This is a genomic window from Pseudaeromonas paramecii, from assembly GCF_039540575.1.
GTDB classification, from domain to species: Bacteria; Pseudomonadota; Gammaproteobacteria; order Enterobacterales; family Aeromonadaceae; genus Pseudaeromonas; species Pseudaeromonas paramecii.
The window spans coordinates 88692-110918 of sequence record NZ_BAABFC010000014.1 but is presented as its reverse complement, the minus strand read 5'-3'; the positions used below and the strand labels follow the sequence as shown (position 1 = coordinate 110918).

The following is a 22227-nucleotide window of genomic DNA, read 5'->3' as shown; positions in this document are numbered from 1 at the left end:
CCTGTTCAGAGGCTGTTCAGGGCGAGAGAATTTTATGCGTGATCCCGGTCTCAGAGAAGCAAAAATGTGACAGAAATTCGTTTGCGTGCTGCTTTTTTCGTCATTGATCCTCAAATGTGGATTCGTTAGACAACTTTTCACTCAAACGATTGCTGGCGGCTGTTGGCCGGCCCATGGTGCCATCAGGGGCTTTGGGATAAGGTAGCGACTTTTGAGCCGTGAGATCCTGGTGTCTATGTCGACTTCCTCAACCGGGTGCCCGCCCTGGCTGGGCCCGCTGCAACCCCTGTGCAACCGCCGCATGCTGATCTGTGTGTTTACCGGTTTCAGCTCCGGCCTGCCGCTTTACCTGCTGATCAACCTGGTGCCGGCCTGGCTCAAAAGCGAGGGCGTGGATCTGGCGCTCATCGGCCTCTTCTCCATCATCCAGTTTCCCTACACTTGGAAGTTTCTCTGGTCGCCCCTGATGGATCGCTGGTCCGTGCTGGGCATGGGACGCCGCCGCGGCTGGATGTTGCTCAGCCAACTGTTGCTCATGGGGGGCATCGCCCTGCTGGGCAGCCTGGTGCCCAGCGATGGGCCCTCGTTGCAGCTCATCGCCTTGCTGGCCGGCGCCGTGGCGCTGTTTAGCGCCAGTCAGGACATAGTGCTGGATGCTTATCGCCGGGAGATACTCGCCGACGATGAACTGGGGCTGGGCACGGCGGTGCATGTGAATGCCTATCGCATCGCCGGCCTGGTGCCCGGGGCCCTCTCCCTGATACTGGCGGATCACCTGCCCTGGCCTCTGGTCTTCATGCTGACCGCCCTGTTTATGCTGCCGGGGATAGCGCTGACCCTGTTGGTAACCGAGCCTCAGCTGGCCCGGGTACCGCAGACGCTGCGCCAGGCGGTGGTGGAGCCCTTCCACGAGTTCATCACCCGTCAAGGCTGGCGCAATGCCCTGTATATTCTCGGCTTCATTTTTCTCTACAAGCTGGGGGACAGCATGGCCACCGCCCTGGCGACGCCTTTCTACCTCGACTTGGGCTACAGCAAGACCATGATTGGCCTGGTGGCCAAGAATGCCGGGCTCTGGCCCTGCGTCATCGGCGCCTTGCTGGGCGGACTGTGGATGGTGAGGCTGGGGATCAATCGGGCGCTGTGGTTATTTGGTGTGGTGCAGCTGTTGACCATACTGGGGTTTGCCTGGCTGGCGACCGTGCCGCCGAGCCCCTGGTCACTGGGGCTGGTGATCGGTGCCGAGGCGTTGGGCGTGGGGCTGGGGACGGCGGCCTTCACCGCCTTTATCGCCCGCACCACGGATCCACGCTATACCGCCACTCAGTTTGCCCTGTTCACCAGCCTGGCGGCGGTGCCGCGAACCTTCTTCAATGCCAGCACCGGCTATCTGGCGGAGTCCCTGGGCTGGGTGCCTTTCTTCTTGCTCTGCACCCTGTTGGCGGTGCCCGGCATGCTGCTGCTGTTCAAGGTGGCGCCCTGGCAGGCCGCGCCCGGCAGCGAGGACTCACCCTCCTAAAATGATACAGGCGCCTTCTGGCGCCTGTGTTATCTGCTGCACTCTGCCTTAGGGCAATACGGTGACCGATTTGAGCACCACGGGATCCTGCGGTACATCATTGGCACCCAGCTTGCTGTCGAAGCCCGTGGGGTGTGCCGCGATGGCATCCAGTACCGGTAGACCCTCGATCACCTTGCCGAATACCGCATAGCCCCACTGAGCACCGCCATCCAGCCGGGTGTTATCCACCAGGTTGAAGAAGAACTGGCGGGTGGCGCTGTGTGGTGCCGCGGTGCGGGCCATGGCCAGGGTACCCCGCAGATTGGACAGGCCGTTTTTTGATTCGTTAGTGATGGGGGCCAGATTGGGCAGGGTGCTGCCATCTTCGCGGTAACCGCCTCCTTGCACCACGAAGCCCTTGATCACCCGATGGAACAGACTGCCGTTATAGCTGCCGTCGGACACATACTGCAGAAAATTGCTGACGGTGGCAGGGGCCAGCTCATCTTCCAGCTCCACCAGGATGCGGCCCTCAGTGGTATCGAAGGCCACCTTGGTGCCGGCCCAGGTCAGGGTCGGCAGGCACAATAGCAGGGCGAGTATCAGGCTGTTCTTCATGGTTACCCCTTGATGAAGCTACGGATTTCCTGGTCAACCAGCACCTGGTCAAGCAGGGTGCTCAGCTGTTGGTTGAGCGTCTTCTCGATGCCAGGGACATCCGGGCGACTGGCGCTGTCCTCGGTGCTGTTTTTGCCGAAAGACTTGCCCAAATATAGGCCATTGTGCCGCAATTCCAGCTTGATCTGCAGCTGGGTACGGGTCTTGTAGAGCAGTCCAGGCTTGGTGACCTGGGCTTCCAGGGCGTTGATGATGAGGGTCATCTCCGGGCTGTCCATGCCGCCTTGACTCAGGCCCTGCTGGGCAAATCCCTGTTCCAGTTTCTGCCGCAACAGCTCGGCGGGGGCCACCTGGTTGGGCACCTTGACCACGGGTTCGCCGTCGAACTTGATGGTGATCACCTGGCTGGCCAGGCGTTTGTCCTGGGCCTGCAGGCTCAGGCTCTGGCCTTGGTACAGCCCGGCGGGCTGTTGGCCGACCTGGGGATTAAGGCTTGCCTGTTCCGGCCAACTGGCGGCACAGCCGCCCAACAGCAGGGACAGCACCAATAATGCAGATGCACGCATAACAACTCCTTTATGGTTTGATGGCACGTAACAGAACAAACTTCGGGTGGCTGGCCACGGTTTCTACCCGGCCAAAGTGTTTTTTCAGCCTGTGGTGATACCCCAGATGCCGGTTGCCGATCAACCAGAGCTCGCCGCCTTTGGCCAGGCAGCGGTGGGCATCCCGGATCATCTGCTCGGCGATGTGATCCGTGATGGCTTGTTGCTGGTGAAACGGCGGATTGCACAAAACGGTGGCCAGGCTACTGCTGTCGACGCCGGCCAGGCAATTTCCCAGGCGAAACTCACAGCGAGCCAGATCCTGCGGCCGGTTGGCTTCGACGTTTTGCCGTGCCGAGGATAGCGCCATATGGGATTCATCCACGAATAACAGCTTGGCTTCGGGGTTACGAGCCAGGGCCATGAGCCCCAGCACACCGTTGCCACAGCCCAGATCGGCAATGGTACCCAGTCGGTTACCCGGCAGGTGCGCCAGGAAGAAGCGGGCGCCGATATCCAGGCTGCCGCGGGAGAAGACATTGGCGTGATTGAGGATCTGATAGTTCGTCTCTTCCAGGGGCCAGACGGTGGGATAGGGTGCCGCCTGAGGGGCAAGCGCCGGATCCAATTCACAGCGGATCAGCCGGGCCTTCTTCCAGGCCAGACTGGTGCGGGTGGGGCCCAGATAACGCTCGAACAGCGCCAGGGTCGAACTATGAATGTCCCGCGCCTTGGCGGCCGCCAGTATCCGGGTTGCGGGTGTGACGACCCGGCGCAGGGCGGCCAACTGGTATTCCAGCAGTGCCAATGTCTTGGGGATCTTGAACAGCACGCAGCCCGGCTCGTCCGGCAGGGGCGCCAGGCTGTCCTGCTGGTGCAGCTGCGCCTCATCCAGCCCGTTGCTGTGCCAGTTCTGCTGACAGGCCTGCTGGGCCAAATAGGAGTCGCTGATGCTGATGGGGGAATGGGCGTGGAGCCAGCAGCTCAGGGCACCAAACCCATCGTTGAAGATAAGCAGGGGGCCGGCCGGCAGGGGGGCTTCCGCCAGGGCCTGCATCAGGTATTCGTCCGCCGCTTCCCAGGCTTGTAGGCTAGGATCTCCACCGGGAGGATAACGCTCCAGCCGCCAAGGTTGGCCGGCTAGCTCCATCAGGCTCATAACTCTTCCAATCACTTAAAATAGCGCTATTCTACCTGCCGGCCGGGAATACACCAGTGGGAGCGTTATGCTGGCATATGGGGTGAATCCTCTGCGGGATGGCGTGTTGTATTGGTATCCGGACTTTCTGCCGCCGGAGACGGCCATGGCCTGGCAGCAGCAGCTGACGGCGCAGATCCCCTGGCGACAGGAGACCATCCGGCTGTTTGGCCGCTGGGTCGAGCAGCCGCGGCTGGTGGCCTGGTTTGGCGCCCTGGCCTATCGTTATTCCGGATTGACGCTGCCGGCCTGTGCGCCGCCCGACTGGTTGATGCCTCTGTGGCGGGCGTGCGAGCAGCGTGCCGGCCAGCGCTTTAACGGCTTGTTGTTGAACCGCTATCGCCATGGTCAGGACAGTATGGGCTGGCACGCCGATGACGAGCCTGAGCTGGGGCGGGAGCCGGTCATCGCCTCCTTGAGCCTGGGACAGGTGCGGCGCTTTGCGCTCAAGCACCGGGATGGTGGTGAACGACTGAGCCAGGAACTGCCGTCGGGCAGCCTGTTGGTGATGGCCGGGGCCTTGCAGCATCACTGGTTGCATGCGCTACCCAAGACCCGTCGTCCCTGTGTTGAGCGCATCAATCTGACCTTTCGTTATCTTTATTCTTCCCCCGTCTAGGAGTGCCTGAATGACAGTGCAGCATCTCATTGAGCAACGCATCGAAGCCGAATTTTCTCCCCAGTTGCTGACGGTGGAGAACGAAAGCCATCTGCACAGAACCGCACCTGGGGCCGAGAGTCATTTCAAGCTGGTGGTGGTCAGTCAACAGTTTGTCGGCTTGCGTCTGGTGGCCAGGCATCAAGCGGTCAACCGCATCCTGGCTGATTTGTTGGCCGGGCCAGTGCACGCCCTGGCGCTACACACCTATACCCCGGAGGAGTGGCAAGCCCGGCAAGGAGCCCCCAAGACCCCAACCTGTGTCGGCAAGGTTGATATTAAGTAAAAATATTTATCGGATTGTTATGATTTCTGCGTTTAATCAATATTGATTCGCTAACTAACTCATTGATTAACATGGATTCATTATGGTGGATTTGATCATGTGTTGCCATTTCGCATTAGATTAATTAATTGTTGCCCGCGAGGGGTTTTACGCGATGGCGAGCCTTGATGCCGCCACTGAGAGGCTTGCAGCCAGATGGCAATCTTCTTGGTATGGAAATAGGCTTAGTTTTTTTGTGATGGCGAGGGCAAAACCCAGCTCCGGCTTGGGAGGCGTTCGTGGAATGATGGTAGGATTGAACAATGCGTGTATTGCGGCATGTCGATGATTTGCGGTGCTTTTTTAGTCTAGCTTCCCACAAGTTCGCCGAAATGTCCTATAGGGGTGCTTCCCGTAAGCACCACGTCTGATCACCTTAACTACTAGTGCTGATGACTATGATTACGATAAAGAAAGGACTCGATCTCCCCATCACGGGAGCTCCTGAGCAAGTAATCTACGATGGCCCGGCCGTTTCCGAGGTGGCGCTTCTGGGGGAAGAGTACCTGGGAATGCGGCCCACCATGGCGGTGAAGGTCGGTGATGTGGTCAACAAGGGCCAGTTGCTGTTCGAAGACAAGAAGAATCCCGGTGTGCGCTTCACGGCTCCGGCTTCCGGCGTGGTGGCGGCCATCAACCGCGGTGAGCGCCGCGTGCTGCGCTCCGTGGTGATCAAGGTGGATGAGTCGGTTCCCGCCCTGACGTTTCCCCGTCATGCCAGTGACAGACTCGCAGGTCTGGACGGTGACATGGTGCGGGAGCAGTTGCAGGTTTCCGGTCTGTGGACCGCCCTGCGTACCCGCCCTTTTAGCAAGATCCCCGCAGTGCAGGCCGAGCCGGCCGCCATCTTTGTCACCGCCATTGATACCCAACCTCTGAGCGCCAATCCCGCCGTGGTGATCAACCAGCAGCCGGCGGCGTTTCTGGACGGCTTGGCGGTGCTGAGTCGCTTGACGGCCGGCAAGGTGTACATCTGCAAGGGGGAGGAGAGCCTGCCCCTTGCCAAGCTGGACCGCGTGGAAGAGGCGGTGTTTGTGGGGCCGCACCCGGCGGGCTTGGCGGGTACCCATATTCACTTCCTGGAGCCGGTCAGCGCCCACAAGAGTGTCTGGACCATCAATTATCAGGATGTCATCGCCATCGGTCATCTGTTCGTCAAGGGCGAACTCTACGCCGAACGGGTGGTGGCGTTGGCCGGCCCCAACGTGCTTAAGCCGCGTCTGATCCGCACCGTGCTGGGGGCCAAGGTGAGTGAGGTGCTGGATGGTCAGTTGCGGGCCGATGAGCACAGGGTGCTGTCAGGTTCTGTGCTGACGGGAACCCCTTGTCAGGGAGATCTGGATTATCTGGGGCGTTATCACCTACAGATCTCCGTGCTGGGTGAAGGGCGCGACAAAGAGTTGCTTGGCTGGGCCATGCCGGGCGGCGACAAGTTCTCCATTACCCGTTCCTTCCTGGGCCATCTGTTCAAGGGCAAGCGTTTTGCCTTCAACACCTCCAGCAACGGAAGTGATAGGGCCATGGTGCCCATCGGCAATTATGAGAAGGTGATGCCATTGGACATACTGCCAACCCTGTTGTTGCGGGACTTGGTGGTGGGCGATTCCGACAGCGCCCAGCAGTTGGGTTGTCTGGAGCTGGATGAAGAAGATCTGGCGCTCTGTTCGTTTGTTTGTCCGGGCAAAACCGAATATGGCCCCTTGTTGCGCCGTTGTCTGACCAAGATTGAACAGGAAGGGTAAGGATGAGCCTCAAACACTGGTTAGAAAAAATCGAGCCGAACTTTACCTCGGGAGGTAAGTTCGCCAAGTGGTTCCCGCTTTATGAAGCCTTTGCCACCTTGATGTATACCCCGGGCACTGTGACCCGCACCAGTCCGCACGTGCGGGACAGTGTGGATCTCAAGCGCATCATGATCATGGTGTGGCTGTCGGTCTTTCCGGCAATGTTCTGGGGCATGTACAACGTGGGTAACCAGGCCATGCTGGCTTTGGCCCATCAGTACGATGCCCAACAGCTTGTCGCCATCATTGACGGCAACTGGCGCTATGCCTTGACCCAGGCGCTGGGCGGCACTTTCAGTGCCGATGCGGGGATCTACAGCAAGATGCTGTTGGGGGCCCTCTACTTCCTCCCCATCTATATCACCGTCTTTGCGGTGGGTGGATTCTGGGAGGTGTTGTTCTGCATCGTGCGAAAGCATGAGGTAAATGAAGGCTTCTTCGTCACCTCCATACTGTTTGCCATGATAGTACCGCCGACCTTGCCCCTGTGGCAGGCTGCCATGGGCATCACCTTCGGCGTCGTGGTGGCCAAGGAGGTGTTCGGCGGTACCGGCAAGAACTTCATGAACCCGGCGTTGGCGGGACGGGCCTTCCTGTTCTTTGCCTATCCGGCACAGATCTCAGGTGATGCGGTGTGGACGGCGGTGGATGGTTACTCAGGCGCCACGGCACTGAGCCAGTGGGCCGCCGGTGGTCAGCATGCCTTGATCAATGGCGCCAGTGGGCAAGCCATCAGCTGGATGGATGCCTTCCTGGGGAACCTGCCAGGCTCCATCGGTGAGGGCTCAACCCTGATGATATTGCTGGGGATGGCCATGATCGTCTACATGGGCATCGCCTCCTGGCGCATCATCGCCGGCGTCATGCTGGGGATGGTGGCGATGTCTACCCTGTTCAATCTGATTGGCTCGGACACCAACGCCATGTTTGCCATGCCCTGGTATTGGCATCTGGTGCTGGGAGGCTTTGCCTTCGGTATGGCCTTCATGGCCACGGATCCTGTGTCCGCTTCCTTTACCAATGCCGGGCGTTGGTGGTATGGAGCCTTGATCGGCGTCATGGTGGTGCTGATCCGGGTGGTTAACCCGGCCTTCCCCGAGGGGATGATGTTGGCCATCTTGTTTGCCAACCTGTTCGCTCCCCTGTTCGATTACTTCGTGGCGCAGGCCAACATCAAGCGGAGGATTGCCCGTGGCGCAAAATAACGACTCAATCGGCAAGACCTTCACCGTCATCGGTGGCCTGTGTCTGGTCTGCTCCATCCTGGTGTCGGGGGCCGCGGTGGGCTTGCGTCCCTTGCAGGATGCGGCCAAGGCGCGGGATCGTCAGGTGAATATCCTGACGGTGGCAGGGCTGCCCACCGTCAGCGTAGCCAAGACCTATCAGCAACATATCGAGGCCCGGTTGGTGGATTTGGACACAGGGCGCTTCGTGGAGGCCGAGGATGCGGATAGTTACGACCTGCGTCGTGCTGCCAAGGATCCGGCCACCAGCATAGCGCTTACGCCTGAAGAGGATGTGGCCGGTATCCGTCGACGAGCCAAGTTGGCCCCCGTGTATCTGTCCCGGGATGAACAGGGTCAGGTGCAGAGCGTGATCCTGCCCATCTACGGTCAGGGCCTCTGGTCCACCATGTATGCCTTCATTGCGGTCGCCACAGATGGTAATACCGTCCAGGGCATCACCTATTACGACCATGGTGAAACGCCCGGTCTCGGTGGTGAAGTGGAAAATCCGCGCTGGCAGGCGTTGTGGAAGGGCAAAGAGTTGTATGACGAGGATGGCCAGATGGCGCTGACCGTCATCAAGGGGCATGCCGAGGCGAGCGAACACTTCAAGGTGGATGGCCTGTCAGGCGCCACTCTCACCAGCAAGGGGGTACAACACACCATCTCCTTCTGGATGGGCCCGAAGGGCTATGGCCCCTTCCTCAGCGAACTGCGTAAAGGAGTATTGAGTCATGGCTGAGAAACTGACCGTTAAGAAGGTGTTGTTCGGCCCGGTATTGGGCAACAATCCCATTGCCCTGCAGGTGCTGGGTATCTGTTCCGCTCTTGCGGTGACCAGCAAGATGGAGACGGCCTTTGTGATGGCCCTGGCGGTGACAGCGGTAACCGCCTTCTCCAACCTGTTTATCTCCATGATCCGCAATCACATCCCCAATAGTGTGCGGATCATCGCCCAGATGGCCATCATCGCTTCCCTGGTGATAGTGGTGGATCAGTTGCTGCGGGCCTTCTCCTACGAGTTGTCCAAGCAGTTGTCCGTGTTTGTCGGCCTCATCATCACCAACTGTATCGTGATGGGGCGGGCCGAGGCCTTCGCCATGAAGAGTCCGCCGTTTATCTCCTTCCTAGACGGTATCGGCAATGGCCTAGGGTATGGTTTCATCCTGCTGCTGCTGGGGACGGTGCGAGAGATTTTCGGGTCTGGCAGCTGGTTCGGGATTCCGTTGATGACCACAGTTAACAATGGTGGTTGGTACATCCCCAACGGCATGCTGCTGATGCCTCCCAGTGCTTTTTTCCTCATCGGCTTGTTTATCTGGGTGCTGCGTACCTTGAAGCCTGAACAGCAAGAGCCCAAGGAGTAAGCCATGGAGCATTATCTGAGCCTGCTGGTTAAATCCATCTTTATCGAAAACCTGGCCCTCGCCTTCTTCCTGGGTATGTGTACCTTCCTGGCGGTTTCCAAGAAGGTCAAGACGGCCATGGGGCTGGGGATAGCGGTGACCGTGGTCCAGGTGATTGCGGTGCCGGCCAACAACTTGATCTATGTCCATGTGCTTAAGGAGAATGCCCTGTTGCAAGGCATGGATCTCTCCTTCCTGGGCTTTATTACCTATATCGGTGTGATCGCCGCGCTGGTACAGATCCTGGAGATGTTCCTCGACAAGTACGTGCCGGCCCTCTACAACGCCCTGGGTATTTTCTTGCCCCTTATCACGGTGAACTGCGCCATCTTTGGTGGCGTCTCTTTCATGGTGCAGCGGGAGTACGACTTCGCCGAGTCCGTAGTCTATGGCTTTGGATCGGGATTTAGCTGGTGTCTGGCCATAGTGCTGCTGGCGGGGATCCGGGAGAAGATGAAGTATTCAGACGTGCCGGCAGGCCTGCGGGGATTGGGGATCACCTTTATCACCGCTGGGCTCATGGCCTTGGGCTTCATGTCCTTCTCGGGTATCTCCCTGTAACGATGCGGTAAGAGGATTTCACAATGCAAGAGATGATTCTTGGGGTGGTGATGTTCACCGTCATCGTGCTGGTGCTGGTGGCGCTGATCCTGATGGCCAAGTCCAAGCTGGTGGCGGCTGGCGATGTCACCATCGGCATCAACGGCGAGGACGACAAGGCGATCCACACGCCGGCAGGCGGCAAACTGCTGGGTGCTTTAGCGTCAAACGGCATCTTTGTCTCCTCTGCCTGCGGTGGCGGTGGCTCCTGTGGCCAATGCCGCTGCAAGGTGCTGTCCGGTGGTGGCGAGGTGCTGCCCACCGAGCTTAACCATCTGACCAAGCGCGAGGCTCGGGAGGGGGAGCGGCTGGCCTGCCAGGTCACGGTGCGCCAGGATATGCAGATTGAGCTGCCGGAAGAGATCTTCGGCGTCAAGAAGTGGGAATGTACCGTTATCTCCAACGATAACGTGGCCACCTTCATCAAGGAGCTCAAGCTGGCGATCCCCGAAGGCGAGGCGGTGCCCTTCCGGGCCGGTGGTTACATTCAGATAGAGGCGGAGCCGCATCATGTGCGGTATGCCGATTACGATGTGCCTCAGCAGTATCGCGGTGACTGGGAGCGCTTCAAGCTGTTCGATCTGGAATCCAAGGTCAATGAGCACATCATTCGCGCCTACTCCATGGCCAACTATCCCGATGAGAAGGGCCTCATCATGTTGAACGTGCGGATTGCCACGCCACCGTTGAACAACATGACGGTACCGCCGGGCCAGATGTCCTCTTATATCTGGTCGCTGAAACCCGGCGACAAGGTCACCATCTCGGGGCCGTTCGGTGAGTTCTTCGCCAAGCAGACCGAATCTGAAATGGTGTTTATCGGTGGGGGTGCCGGTATGGCGCCCATGCGTTCCCACATCTTCGACCAGCTCAAGCGGCTGGCCAGCCAGCGCAAGATCAGCTTCTGGTACGGGGCGCGCTCCAAGCGCGAGATGTTCTATGTGGAGGACTTCGATCGTTTGGCGGCCGAGTGTCCCAACTTTACCTGGCATGTGGCACTGAGCGATCCGCTGCCCGAGGATAACTGGACCGGCCATACCGGCTTCATTCACAATGTGCTCTACGAGCACTACTTGCGCGATCATGCCGCACCGGAAGACTGTGAGTTCTACATGTGTGGCCCGCCGGTGATGAACGCGGCCGTGATCAAGATGCTCAAGGATCTCGGGGTTGAGGACGAAAATATCCTGTTGGATGACTTCGGTGGTTGATGCCATGAAATCAGTTGTAACTAAAATGCTGGCCCTCTGTGGGCTGGCTTTTTTATTGACGGGCTGCAACGGTCAGTCTGATGCCGTGACCCAGGAGTTGCACATTACCGGCAACACCATGGGGACTTACTACTCCATCAAGGTGGCCGATGGCGTGGTGCCAGATGCCAAGACCTTTCAGGCCGAGGTGGATAAGCGGCTGGAGCGGGTCAACGATCTGATGTCTACCTATCGTCCTGAATCGACTCTGTCTCGCTTCAATCAGTCGCAAGAGTTGACACCCTTTGCCGTCGAGCCAGAGGTGGCCAAAGTGGTTACCGAGGCGCTGCACATAGGTCGTCTCAGTGGCGGTGCCCTGGATATCACAGTGGGACCTTTGGTGAACCTGTGGGGGTTTGGTCCGGATCATAGACCCACCAAGATACCAGATGAGGCGCAGCTGGCGGAGGTGCGCAAGCGTACCGGGCTGGGAAACCTGCATGTGGAGATCAATGCCGATGCCGACACCCTGCGCAAAGACATCCCGGGTCTCTACTTGGATCTGTCATCTATCGCCAAAGGGTATGGTGTGGATGAGGTGGCCCAATACATCGAATCTTTGGGCAGTCGTAACTACCTGGTGGAAATCGGCGGCGAGCTGAGGGTCAAGGGACATAACGGTCAGGGACAGGATTGGCGGGTGGCTATTGAGAAGCCGACCGCAGACTTGGGCTCGGTACAGGAGGTGATCAAGGTAGGTGACATGGGCATCGCCACCTCCGGGGATTACCGTAATTACTACGAACTGGACGGTCAGCGTCTCTCCCACACCATAGATCCGGTCAGTGGCAAGCCCATCAATCACAAGCTGGTCTCTGTCACCGTAGTGGCCCCTGAGTGCATGACGGCCGATGGCTTGGCGACGGGCTTGATGGTGATGGGAACCGAGAAAGGCTTGGCTTTTGCCAAGCAGCATCATCTGGCCATCTTCATGATCACCAAGACGGCAGATGGTTTCAAAGAGGACTATTCTGAGGCCTTTGCTTCCTACCTGGAGCGCTGACGATGGGCTATTTTCTGATCACGTTATTGGGTTTCTTGCTGATGTTCGCTGTCATGGCCATTGGCTATATCGTCAAGCGGCGCACCATTAGCGGTTCTTGTGGTGGCCTCGCCGGAGTGGGCATAGAGAAGGTGTGTGATTGTCCTGAACCCTGTGAAAAGCGTAAGAAAAAAATGGCTCAACAGGCGCTGCGAGACGAAAACCGCATTCTGTAACCTCATGAAAAATTGAAAAAGAGGCATCATCCGATGCCTCTTTTTTATTGCAACTGTCAAATGTGACAGGGCTAATTGCATGAAATATATCGATTTTATGCATTACTTCAAGTTGGGTGACCCGGGTCACACTTCCCCTTGGTTACGCTATCGGGCCGGTATGGCTCTCCTAAGCTTCCTCTAGTACGCCCAAAGCTCTTCTTTTTATCTGGAGGTTCTGCGTCATGACCTATCTAGTGCTGTCCTTGCTGGCGTTGGCTTGTCCACTGTTGTGGTGGGCTCCACTGTGGATGGGCCAGACACTGGTAGTCGGAGCCCTAATACTTCAGCTGTATCAGATATATCGCTTGCCGCGTCAAACTGAGCCGGAAGAGGCTCTAGAGGATGACGTGCTGGATGTATCAGAAGAACAGCCCTGGGTCGTGGCACGTCGTCAACTACTGCCACTGTTTGCCGCCTGGGAGCAGCAACTTAAGGTGGTGGGGGAGCTGGTTCAGCGCAACATAGAAGAATTGCTGACCCCGTTTGAGCTATTGATGGGGCGTCTGCGCGAAGAAAACCGAACCAGTGCCGCCTTGTTCAGTGAGCAGGATGATGCTCACTCCATTACCCAGGCACTGCTACAGACCCGTGCACAGTTGGCGGAGGTCATTGCCTCGTTCCATGACGCTCGGATTTATAAGCAGCAGCTGCAGGAGACAGTATCGGCGTTGGGGGCCCAACTTCACGAATTGAAGGCCATGGCGGCCGCGGTTCAAAAACTAGCCAGCCAGACCAACCTGCTGGCCTTAAATGCCGCCATTGAGGCGGCTCGCGCCGGTGAAGCCGGCCGAGGGTTTGCCGTGGTGGCGGATGAGGTAAGGCACTTGTCTGGCGCCTCGGGCGAAACTGGCCGCGAGATAGATCTCAAGGTGGAAGGGCTGACCAGGGCCATCGAAGCCACCATCACCGCCAGTGACAATCTGGCCCGGACGGATGAGCAAAACTTGCGTCTTCTGGACAGCACCGCCAGCGAGGTGACGGCGCGTCTCGGTCATGAAGTGGACCAATTGCATGATGCCGGGTTGCGTTTGCGTGGACTCTCTTTGGCCAGCGAAGAGGCAATTAGCCAGATCATGGTGAAGCTGCAGTTCCAAGATAGGGTGTGTCAGATCCTGGAACATGTGGAGTCGGACATCGGCCAACTACAACAGGATCTGGCCAGTTGGGAAACCAGCGAGCCTGGTAGTCAGGCCTGGGAACAGCGGTTTCGCCAGCGCTTTACCACGGATGAAGAGCACCAGGGGCGGGCTCAGGTCGGCAGCAGTGTCAGTACCGATGTGACCTTCTTCTAAGGGAGAAAAACAATGAGCAAGACCATTCTGATCGTCGATGATTCTCTCTCCATTCGACAACTGGTGAAGGCGACCCTGGTTTCAGAGGGCTATGGCGTCATCGATGCCTGTGATGGCCAGGATGCCCTTAACAAGCTCAGTGGTCAGCGGGTCAATCTCATCATCAGTGACGTGAACATGCCGATCATGGACGGTATCACCTTTCTGCGAACCCTCAAGAGCAAGCCAGAGCACAAATTCACCCCGGTGGTCATGCTGACCACGGAGAGCCAGGAAGCCAAGAAGCAGGAGGGGCAGGCCGCGGGTGCGCGAGCCTGGATCGTCAAGCCGTTTCAGCCGGTTCAACTGCTGGCTGCGGTGCAAAAATTGGTGATGTAGGAGGGCGTATGCTGGATATCGCGTTTAATCCAGAGCAGAGCACACTGCAGCTGATGGGGGCCCTTACCATCTACGAGGTAGGACAGTTACAGGCTTTGATAAACCTGCAACAGCCTCCCTTGAGGACGCTGACGGTGGATCTTGCCGCTGTGGAGGAGGTGGATACGGCCGGTGTGCAGTTGCTGATGGCGCTACGGCAATGGCTCGGCGATGCCCTGGTACTGATCAATCACTCCACTGCGGTGATTGAGCTGTTTGATCTTTATCAGCTGGTGCCCTATTTCGGCGACGACATAGTGCTGTCACATCATTAAGGGGGCAGGGATGTTCAGTCAGGAACAATGGGCCACCTTGTTGGCCGACTTTCTTGAGGAAGCGCGCGATCTGATCCAACAGGCGGAGGCGGCGTTGCTCGAACTGGATCAGGGGGCGACGGATCCAGAGATCCTCAATGGTTTGTTTCGCGCTATCCACACATTGAAAGGGTCGGCCGGGCTGTTTGCGCTGGATGCGTTTGTTGCGTTCACCCACCAGCAAGAGAGCCTGATCATGCGAGTGCGTGACGAGGGTAGCCAACTGGAGCAGGAGCAAATATCTGCCTTGTTGGCCGGGCTGGATGTGCTGCGAGCCGAGGTGGCCCGTCTGGCGGCCGGTGAGGCACCGGCGGATCTGCTGGCCGACAATCCGGCACAATACGCTCGGCTGCAGTCATTGATGGACGATCCGCCAACCTTTCCCGTTGCCTGTGAGTCCACCGCTCAGGTTGAGCGGGAGCCACACGATGAGACTCCGGCCAGCTGGCATATCTCCCTGAGGTTTTCCCCCGAGTTGTTTCAGTTTGGCTTTGAACCGGCCTCCTTTCTGCGCTACCTGGGCAAGCTAGGTCAGATCAGCCATTTGCACCTGATACATGCCAACTTGCCGAACTGGCAGGAGTTTGATGCCGAACGTTGCTATCTGGGCATGGAGCTGGAGTTGGTGAGTCCTGCCAGCAAGACCGAAATTGAAGCCGTATTTGAATTTATTGCCGAGCTGTCACAGATCCGCATTTTACCGCCGGATAGTCGGGTACAGGACTATCTCAATCTGATCCTGGATCTGCCTGAAGAGAACGCCTTGCTGGGGGAGATCCTGATCCAGTGTGGCCTATTGACGACCAAGGAGCTGGCCGAGGGGCTGGCTTTGCAGGCGCAGCAGCAACCGGATATGAGGCTGGGTGAGCTCTTGGTGCAGCAGAAGATGGTACCGCCTTCGGCGGTTGAGCAGGCGCTGACTAAACAGGGTCAGATCCGTGACAAGCGTCAGGCGGAAAGTGCCTATATCAAGGTGTCGGCCCACAAAATGGATGAGCTCATCAATCTGGTGGGCGAGCTGGTGATTTCCGCCGCCGGTGGCGAGATGCTGGCCAAGCGCAAGGCGGACAGCGAGCTGTTATCGGCCGTGTCTGCCATCAATCGGCATGTGGAGCAGATTCGCGAGTCGGCCTTGCGTCTGCGGATGGTGGAGATAGGGGAAACCTTTGTGCGTTTCCAACGTCTGGTGAGAGATGCCAGCCAGGATCTGGGGAAACAGCTGAGCTTGAAGATAGAGGGGGCCGAGACCGAGCTGGATAAATCTGTGGTGGAACGTATCAGTGAGCCGCTGACCCATTTGGTACGCAATGCGGTGGATCATGGCATTGAGTCACCGGAAGAGCGGCGTCAGGCCGGCAAACCCAGCCAGGGCATCATAGGACTGAACGCCTACCACGAGTCCGGCAGCATAGTGATTGAAGTGCGAGACGACGGTCGAGGTTTGGATCCGGCAAAAATCCGGCAAAAAGCCATCCAAAAAGGCCTGATCAGCGCCGAGACCTCATTGAGCGATAGCGATGTATACCAGCTGATTTTCGAGGCTGGCTTTTCCACCGCCGAACAGGTGAGCAATCTGTCTGGCCGGGGGGTGGGCATGGATGTGGTGAGACGCAATGTGGAGGCATTGCGAGGCAGCATAGAACTGGACTCTCAATTGGGTGAGGGGTGTTGCGTCCGGATCCGGTTGCCGCTCACCCTGGCCATCATAGATGGTTTCCTGGTGAGCGTTGGGGATACGCCACTGGTCATCCCTCTGGAGATGGTCACCGAATGCCTCGAGGCCGACGGCAGCCAGAACAAGGCCTGCTATGACTATCGTGAGCTGCGTGGCCGGCCATTGCCCCTGGTGCATTTGCGTCAACATTTCGCCATCGATGGGTTACAGAGCAAGCGAGAAAATATCGTCGTGGTGCGGCACGGCAAGCAACAATTGGGTCTGATCGTCGACCAACTGCTGGGTGAGCAACAGATCGTCATCAAGCCATTGGGATCCCTGTTTTCGCAGCTCAAGGATATCAGTGGTTCAAGCATTCTGGGCTCAGGCCAGGTGGCGCTGATTCTGGACATACCGGGCATGCTGCAGCGCATGCATGGCTTGGGGCAGGTCAACACACAGCGTCACTTGGATTCATAAGAAGAGACACGGGAGAACAAGATGAATTTCTTCAACCAGATGAAATTAAAGACCCGATTGATCATGGCCTTTGTACTGATGTCGGTGGTGGCGGCTGTGGTGGGGGCGGTCGGTTATGTAAATATGAGGCAGATCAATGGGATGACTAATGTCATCTACGAAAAAGATCTGCTGGGGCTGGAGTTGGCAGGGCAGGCCACCAGCGAATTTATGGCCATCGGCCGCTCGCTTAGAGCCATGATGCTGGCCGATAGTGAGGTTGATCGGGATAAGCGGGCTCAGGATGTGCGTCAGTCAGCGGCTGCCCTGGAACAGGATCTGGCCAAGGCCAGGCAGTATTTCACCTCCGAAGAAGGACAAGCCCTGTTCACCGAGTTTGACAAACTCTGGGCCCCTTACAAGGAAGGGCTGGAGAAGGTGATGGCCATGAGCTATGCCGAACCGCTCAAGGATTCACTGCCATCCATTACGTACTTGGATGGTCCTTATGCCCCCGTGGTCTCGGCTGTGATGAAGCAGGTGGAACAGATTGCCAATCAGAAGGTTCAGCAAGCTGCCCTGCGGGCATCCCAGGCGCAGGCTTTGTACGACAGAAGTACCTGGTTAATGCTGGGTGCCATACTGCTGGGGGTCTTGCTGGGGCTGGGAATGGGCTTGTTCATCGCCAACCGGATCGTCCGTCAGCTGGGTGGTGAGCCGGATTACGCCGTGGCCATCACGCGCAAGGTGGCGGATGGCGAGCTGGGGCTCACCATAGAGCTGGATGAGCGCAATCAGAGTTCTTTGTTGTACTCCCTCAAGGAGATGGTGCAAAAACTGGGGCTGACCATGCGCGAGGTTCGTGGGGCGGCTGATGCCCTCTCCAGTGCGGCCGAGCAGGTGAGTGCTACCTCCCAAGCGTTGAGCCAGGGAGCCAGTGAGCAGGCAGCCAGCGTGGAAGAAACCTCGGCCTCCATGGAACAGATGTCGGCCTCTATCGCACAGAATACCGAAAGTGCCAAGGTGACCAACGGCATCTCCACGAAGGCTGCCACCGATGCCTTGCGTGGCGGGGAGGCGGTCAAGAGCACAGTCGATGCCATGAAGCAGATCGCCGATAAGATCAGCATCATAGATGACATCGCCTATCAGACCAATCTGCTGGCGCTCAATGCAGCCATAGAGGCTGCCCGAGCCGGTGATCATGGCAAGGGGTTTGCGGTGGTCGCGGCTGAAGTGCGTAAGCTGGCTGAACGCAGCCAGGTGGCGGCGCAGGAGATTGGCGAAGTCGCCAGCAACAGCGTCTCCTTGGCGGAGCAGGCCGGTCGCCTGTTTGAGCAACTGGTACCGGATATTCAGCGCACCTCGGATCTGGTGCAGGAAATTACCGCCGCCTCGCAAGAGCAAAGTACCGGCGTGGCCCAGATCAATGTGGCCATGGATCAGCTGAATCAGATTACCCAGCAAAGTGCATCCTCTTCCGAAGAGTTGGCGGCAACCGCAGAGGAGATGAACGCCCAGGCGGGTCAGTTGTTGGAGCTGATTGGCTTCTTCAAGGTGGGTGAAGGCGACGCCGGCGTCCCGCGCAAGGTGCGGCAGACGACGGGTGTCAAGGCCTCATCTCCCGCTGGTATCGCCATGAATGCCGATGCTGGTGATGGTCGTTTTGTACAGTTCTAGGAGGCAGCATGGCTGAGTTAACCGAGCAAACCACGCTGTTGTTAAATGGGGTTGGGGGTCCGGCCGGACAGCATCTGTCGTTTCGCTGCATGAGGGTGGCACTGGCCCTGCCTATCAGCCGAGTGCGTGAGATTATCGAATATGGGCATCTCACTGAGGTGCCCATGATGCCCGATTACGTGCGTGGGGTGATCAACCTCAGAGGTAATGTGGTCCCAGTAGTGGATTTGGCCGCCCGATTTGGGGGGGCCTTGACACAGATTAGCCGGCGCACCTGCATCATCATCCTGGAGCTGCCCAATGAGGGAGAACTGGCGTTGGTGGGGCTGGTGGTGGATGCGGTGGACGAGGTGCTGGACATAGATCCGGCCCAGGTGGAGCCGCCACCGAGCTTTGGTACCGCAATCCGCAGCGACTTCATTGAGGGGATGGCCCGGCGTGAAGACGGATTTCTCATCTTGTTGCGAGTGGACAAGCTGCTGGATCTGGAACGGCTGACCCCGGAGACCCTGCCGGCTGAGCTGACGCTTGGGGGCTAGATCATGGAGTTTCCGGTACTGGAGGAGACGGAGTTCCGGCAGATCCGGGAGCTGATGCGCCGGGTCTCCGGTATCACCATGGCCGATCACAAGCGTCAGCTGGTGGCCGGGCGCCTGATGAAACGGGTGCGCACCTTAGCCTGTGCCAGCTTCGCGGACTATGTCGGCATACTGCTGGCGCCGGCCAGTGAAGAGGAGCGGCGCCTGGCAGTGGATCTGTTGACCACCAATGAAACCTATTTCTTCCGGGAGGAGGGACACTTCCAGTTTCTGCGCCAGTGGCTGTTGCAGCAGGGCACAGTGCCGTCGCGTTTCTGGAGTGCAGCCTGTTCCTCGGGTGAAGAGGTCTATTCTCTGGCCATGTTGCTCAGCGACGTTTTGCCACAGTCCAGTTGGCAACTTTTCGGGTCAGATTTGTGTCGTCATGCCCTGCAGACCGCCGAGTCTGCCGTTTATCCCTTGAGTCGGGCCGAAGGGATCCCGGTGCCCTGGAAGAAACGCTATTGCCTCAAGGGGGTGGGAGAGATGGAGGGCTACCTGCAGATCTGCCCGGCCTTACGCCGACGAGCGACCTTTCGCTGTCTCAATCTCAATGAGTCGTTGCCGCGGGATTGGGGCCAGTTTGAGGTGATTTTTCTGCGTAACATGCTCATCTATTTTGATGCGCAGGGTAAGCAGAAAATAGTGCAGGGGATATTGCCGCATCTCAGCACCAAGGGGCTGTTGTTTGTTGGGCATTCGGAAACATTGCAGGGGCTAGACTTGCCGCTGGTGCCGTGTGGTCCCTCTGTCTACCGGAGGCAGGCATGACCGCGCTTTTTTTGGTACCGGGTGGTTATTTTTTCGGCCTGCCGCAGCAGCGGGTCGTGACGCTCTTAGGATCTTGCATTGCCTTGGTGGCCTGGCATCCGGAGCGGCAACTGACACTGGTCAGCCATGTGGTGCTGCCTTGTGCGCCTGCGGAGGGGTCTAACGATACCCGCTATGGTGATGTGATGCTGGCGCGCTGGCTCAATGATCTGCGCAAGGTCGGCGTCTTTCCAGATGAGTTTCACCTGTCGCTATTTGGTGGCAGCTCACGGCTCTATGACAGTGGTGGTTTTAGCCGCAGCGTCGGTTATCGCAATATCCAATGGATGCGCGAGGCGTTGGCGAACCTGGGCTTGCCGCTGTTGCAACAAGATTGTGGTGGCGATCAGTATCGCAAGCTGGCAGTGGATGGTACCCGCGGTCATTACGAGGTACAACTGCTGGGCGTGACTGAGCCCCGTCTGACCCAGGAGAGCTGGCGATGAACAAAACCCGGGTGTTTGTGGTGGATGATTCTGCCCTGGTGCGCCAGTTTATGGCGGAGGTGATTGGTCAGCAGCCAGACATGGTGTTGGCCGGTGCCGCTGTGGATCCTGTGGCCGCCTTGCCCAAGATGCAACAGGCGTGGCCCGATGTGATTGTGTTGGACATGGAGATGCCACGCATGGACGGCTTGACCTTCTTGCGGCAGTTAATGTCCTCCCACCCCACGCCTGTGGTGATTTGCTCCTCATTGACCGAACAGGGGGCCGGCTTGACCATGGAAGCCTTGTCCGCCGGGGCGGTGGCCGTCTTTGCCAAGGCCAAGTTGGGGGTTCGTCAACATCTCGAAAGCATCGCCAGTCAATTGGTGAGCGCCATACGTGAGGCCCGCTGTGCGCGGGTCGCGGCGAAGCGCTCCTCCCTGGTCACCTGCCCGACGGCGGTACCGGGTCCATCGGTCACTGGGCGTGCCACTCAGGCTCCCGCCTTGCTGCACACCACGGATCGACTGGTGGCAATAGGAACCTCAACCGGAGGCACCCTGGCGCTGGAGCAGATCCTGACCCGGCTGCCTGCCGATGCCCCTGCGCTGGTGATTGTGCAGCATATGCCGGAGAAGTTTACTGCGGCGTTTGCCGAGCGTTTGAACGCCCATTGTCAGATCATGGTGCGGGAGGCGCGACACGGTGACAGGGTCATGGAGGGGCTGGCGCTGATTGCCCCCGGCGGCTTGCAGACCCAAGTATGTCGAACCGGCGCCCACTACTGTCTGGAAATCCAGGATGCGCCCCCCGTCAACCGGCACAAGCCCTCAGTGGATGTGCTATTTCGCTCGGTCGCCAAGGCGGCGGGTCCCAATGCCCTGGGGATCATCATGACCGGGATGGGGGATGATGGTGCGCGAGGGTTGCTGGCCATGCGTGAGGCGGGCAGTAAAACATTGGCTCAGGATGAAGCCAGTTGCGTGGTGTTTGGCATGCCCAAGGAGGCTATCCGCCTGCAGGCGGTGGAGGAAGTCCACCCGTTGGATGCCATGCCGGAGCAGATCCTCGCTTTTTCTCGAACTGGGCGAAGCCGCGTTGGTTAGCTGGTGATGCCGTCCATTTTGCGCTAGCATGGATACTGTATTCACATACAGTATTTGTCATGCGCAAGATTATCCATATCGACATGGATTGTTTTTTCGCCGCGGTGGAGATGCGGGAGGATCCCAGTTTGCGGACGGTGCCGCTGGCCATCGGTGGCGCGGCTGACCGGCGGGGCGTGATTGCGACCTGCAACTATGTGGCGCGCCGCTTTGGGGTGCGTTCCGCCATGGCCACGGCCCATGCACTTCGCCTCTGTCCTGGCCTGCGGGTGTTGCCCGGTCGTATGGCGCTCTACAAGCAGGTCTCCCGCCAATTACAAGATATCTTTGCCCGCTATAGCCACCTCGTCGAGCCCCTTTCGTTGGATGAAGCCTATCTGGATGTCAGCGCGTCGCCGCTGTGTGGTGGCAGTGCCACTCGCATCGCCGAGGCGATACGGCGCGATATAGCCCAGGAACTGCACCTCACGGCATCGGCCGGCGTGGCGCCCAATAAGTTTCTCGCCAAGATTGCCTCCGAGCAGAACAAGCCCGATGGCCTGTTTGTGATCTCGCCGGCGGAGGCCTCGGCCTTTGCCGCGCAACTGCCTCTGGTCAAGATCCCCGGCATAGGTCAAAAGAGTGCCGAACGCTTGGCGGCGGTGGGCCTGTATCAGGGCAAAGATGTGCTGGCCTGGCCCAAGTCACGCTTGCTGCAACAGTTTGGCCGTACTGGTCAGATGCTCTGGCAGCGGGCTCAAGGGGTGGATGACCGGCCGGTGGAAATCGATCGCGTGCGCAAGTCGGTGGGGGTGGAGCATACCTACCCATCGGATCTGATGGAGGAGGCGGCCGCCCAGGCCTGTTTAACGGAACTGTTGCAGGAATTGCACGGCCGGTTGCAACGACATTGCTGCCCGGAGCGTATTTGCCGACAGGGGGTGAAGCTTAAGTTTGCCGATTTCCAGCAGACCACGGTGGAACGCAGCGTACAAGGATGGGAACCGGCGCTGTTTGTCCGTTTACTGGAAGAGGCCTGGTTGCGTGGCGCAGGACGGGGCGTCAGGTTGGTTGGTGTGAGTGTGGGGCTGCCGGAGGGGCAAGCCGAGCGTCAGCTCGACCTGCCCTTCTAGCCATAGGCC

At 58.5% G+C, this 22227-nt stretch carries 24 protein-coding genes; 21 read left to right on the top strand and 3 right to left on the bottom strand.

The genetic code is table 11. From position 1 onward, the window contains the following. Positions 1-235 precede the first annotated feature (235 nt). Entirely contained in the window at positions 236-1519 is a 1284-nt protein-coding gene (locus ABD847_RS11765) for an AmpG family muropeptide MFS transporter (RefSeq protein ID WP_345013209.1), read from the top strand. A gap of 48 nt (positions 1520-1567) precedes the next feature. Here ABD847_RS11765 and ABD847_RS11760 read toward each other — a convergent pair whose 3' ends face one another. Genes ABD847_RS11760 through ABD847_RS11750 form a run of 3 tightly spaced genes read right to left on the bottom strand, consistent with a single transcriptional unit; the run spans position 1568 to position 3823 of the window. After that, positions 1568-2119, bottom strand: a complete 552-nt coding sequence (locus ABD847_RS11760; RefSeq protein WP_345013207.1) for a peptidylprolyl isomerase — start codon at positions 2117-2119, stop codon at positions 1568-1570. A gap of 2 nt (positions 2120-2121) precedes the next feature. Beyond that, on the bottom strand, positions 2122-2685 hold the full coding sequence (locus tag ABD847_RS11755; protein WP_345013205.1) for a YajG family lipoprotein: 564 nt from the start codon (positions 2683-2685) through the stop codon (positions 2122-2124). 10 nt (positions 2686-2695) lie between these two features. Beyond that, the gene (locus ABD847_RS11750) at positions 2696-3823 is read right to left on the bottom strand and encodes a methyltransferase (protein ID WP_425568459.1); all 1128 of its coding nucleotides are present in this window, start codon (positions 3821-3823) and stop codon (positions 2696-2698) included. Positions 3824-3890: 67 nt separating this feature from the next. Here ABD847_RS11750 and ABD847_RS11745 point away from each other — a divergent pair, with 67 nt between their 5' ends. From ABD847_RS11745 to dinB, 20 genes are all read left to right on the top strand, one after another. Then, on the top strand, positions 3891-4481 hold the full coding sequence (locus ABD847_RS11745; protein WP_345013203.1) for an alpha-ketoglutarate-dependent dioxygenase AlkB family protein: 591 nt from the start codon (positions 3891-3893) through the stop codon (positions 4479-4481). A 10-nt stretch (positions 4482-4491) separates the two neighbouring features. Then, on the top strand, positions 4492-4806 hold the full coding sequence (locus ABD847_RS11740; protein ID WP_345013201.1) for a BolA family protein: 315 nt from the start codon (positions 4492-4494) through the stop codon (positions 4804-4806). A 437-nt stretch (positions 4807-5243) separates the two neighbouring features. Then, positions 5244-6587 carry a Na(+)-translocating NADH-quinone reductase subunit A gene (locus ABD847_RS11735; RefSeq protein ID WP_345013199.1) on the top strand — a complete coding sequence of 448 codons (1344 nt, stop codon included), beginning with the start codon at positions 5244-5246 and terminating at the stop codon, positions 6585-6587. Between the two features lie 2 nt (positions 6588-6589). Continuing rightward, the gene (locus tag ABD847_RS11730; RefSeq protein ID WP_345013197.1) at positions 6590-7834 is read left to right on the top strand and encodes an NADH:ubiquinone reductase (Na(+)-transporting) subunit B; all 1245 of its coding nucleotides are present in this window, start codon (positions 6590-6592) and stop codon (positions 7832-7834) included. Then, a complete protein-coding gene (locus ABD847_RS11725; protein WP_345013195.1) occupies positions 7821-8597 on the top strand; it encodes a Na(+)-translocating NADH-quinone reductase subunit C in 777 nt (258 codons plus the stop codon). Before ABD847_RS11730 ends, ABD847_RS11725 begins: the two co-directional genes overlap by 14 nt. Beyond that, the gene (locus ABD847_RS11720; RefSeq protein WP_345013193.1) at positions 8590-9222 is read left to right on the top strand and encodes an NADH:ubiquinone reductase (Na(+)-transporting) subunit D; all 633 of its coding nucleotides are present in this window, start codon (positions 8590-8592) and stop codon (positions 9220-9222) included. The genes ABD847_RS11725 and ABD847_RS11720 overlap by 8 nt, the downstream gene beginning before the upstream one ends. 3 nt (positions 9223-9225) lie before the next feature. Further along, positions 9226-9822: an NADH:ubiquinone reductase (Na(+)-transporting) subunit E gene (nqrE, locus tag ABD847_RS11715; protein WP_345013191.1), complete on the top strand. Its 597-nt coding sequence runs from the start codon at positions 9226-9228 to the stop codon at positions 9820-9822. Positions 9823-9845: 23 nt separating this feature from the next. Then, the gene (gene nqrF, locus ABD847_RS11710; RefSeq protein ID WP_345013190.1) at positions 9846-11072 is read left to right on the top strand and encodes an NADH:ubiquinone reductase (Na(+)-transporting) subunit F; all 1227 of its coding nucleotides are present in this window, start codon (positions 9846-9848) and stop codon (positions 11070-11072) included. Between the two features lie 4 nt (positions 11073-11076). Then, positions 11077-12114, top strand: a complete 1038-nt coding sequence (locus ABD847_RS11705) for an FAD:protein FMN transferase (RefSeq protein ID WP_345013188.1) — start codon at positions 11077-11079, stop codon at positions 12112-12114. A 2-nt stretch (positions 12115-12116) separates the two neighbouring features. Then, on the top strand, positions 12117-12329 hold the full coding sequence (gene nqrM, locus ABD847_RS11700) for a (Na+)-NQR maturation NqrM (protein WP_345013186.1): 213 nt from the start codon (positions 12117-12119) through the stop codon (positions 12327-12329). 224 nt (positions 12330-12553) lie between these two features. After that, on the top strand, positions 12554-13663 hold the full coding sequence (locus tag ABD847_RS11695) for a methyl-accepting chemotaxis protein (RefSeq protein ID WP_345013184.1): 1110 nt from the start codon (positions 12554-12556) through the stop codon (positions 13661-13663). Between the two features lie 12 nt (positions 13664-13675). Continuing rightward, positions 13676-14041, top strand: a complete 366-nt coding sequence (locus ABD847_RS11690) for a response regulator (RefSeq protein WP_345013182.1) — start codon at positions 13676-13678, stop codon at positions 14039-14041. An 8-nt stretch (positions 14042-14049) separates the two neighbouring features. Then, the gene (locus ABD847_RS11685) at positions 14050-14355 is read left to right on the top strand and encodes an STAS domain-containing protein (protein WP_345013180.1); all 306 of its coding nucleotides are present in this window, start codon (positions 14050-14052) and stop codon (positions 14353-14355) included. Between the two features lie 10 nt (positions 14356-14365). After that, the gene (locus ABD847_RS11680) at positions 14366-16528 is read left to right on the top strand and encodes a chemotaxis protein CheA (RefSeq protein ID WP_345013178.1); all 2163 of its coding nucleotides are present in this window, start codon (positions 14366-14368) and stop codon (positions 16526-16528) included. Positions 16529-16549: 21 nt separating this feature from the next. Beyond that, positions 16550-18187, top strand: a complete 1638-nt coding sequence (locus ABD847_RS11675; RefSeq protein WP_345013176.1) for a methyl-accepting chemotaxis protein — start codon at positions 16550-16552, stop codon at positions 18185-18187. 8 nt (positions 18188-18195) lie between these two features. Then, positions 18196-18726 carry a chemotaxis protein CheW gene (locus ABD847_RS11670; RefSeq protein ID WP_345013174.1) on the top strand — a complete coding sequence of 177 codons (531 nt, stop codon included), beginning with the start codon at positions 18196-18198 and terminating at the stop codon, positions 18724-18726. A gap of 3 nt (positions 18727-18729) precedes the next feature. Then, positions 18730-19536, top strand: coding sequence for a CheR family methyltransferase (locus ABD847_RS11665; protein WP_345013172.1), 807 nt, complete (start codon positions 18730-18732; stop codon positions 19534-19536). Beyond that, positions 19533-20021: a chemotaxis protein CheD gene (locus tag ABD847_RS11660; RefSeq protein WP_345013170.1), complete on the top strand. Its 489-nt coding sequence runs from the start codon at positions 19533-19535 to the stop codon at positions 20019-20021. Before ABD847_RS11665 ends, ABD847_RS11660 begins: the two co-directional genes overlap by 4 nt. Next, positions 20018-21106 (top strand): protein-glutamate methylesterase/protein-glutamine glutaminase, encoded by a 1089-nt coding sequence (locus tag ABD847_RS11655; RefSeq protein WP_345013168.1) that lies wholly within the window; start codon positions 20018-20020, stop codon positions 21104-21106. The genes ABD847_RS11660 and ABD847_RS11655 overlap by 4 nt, the downstream gene beginning before the upstream one ends. A 59-nt stretch (positions 21107-21165) precedes the next feature. Further along, on the top strand, positions 21166-22218 hold the full coding sequence (dinB, locus tag ABD847_RS11650; RefSeq protein WP_345013166.1) for a DNA polymerase IV: 1053 nt from the start codon (positions 21166-21168) through the stop codon (positions 22216-22218). Positions 22219-22227: the final 9 nt, after the last annotated feature.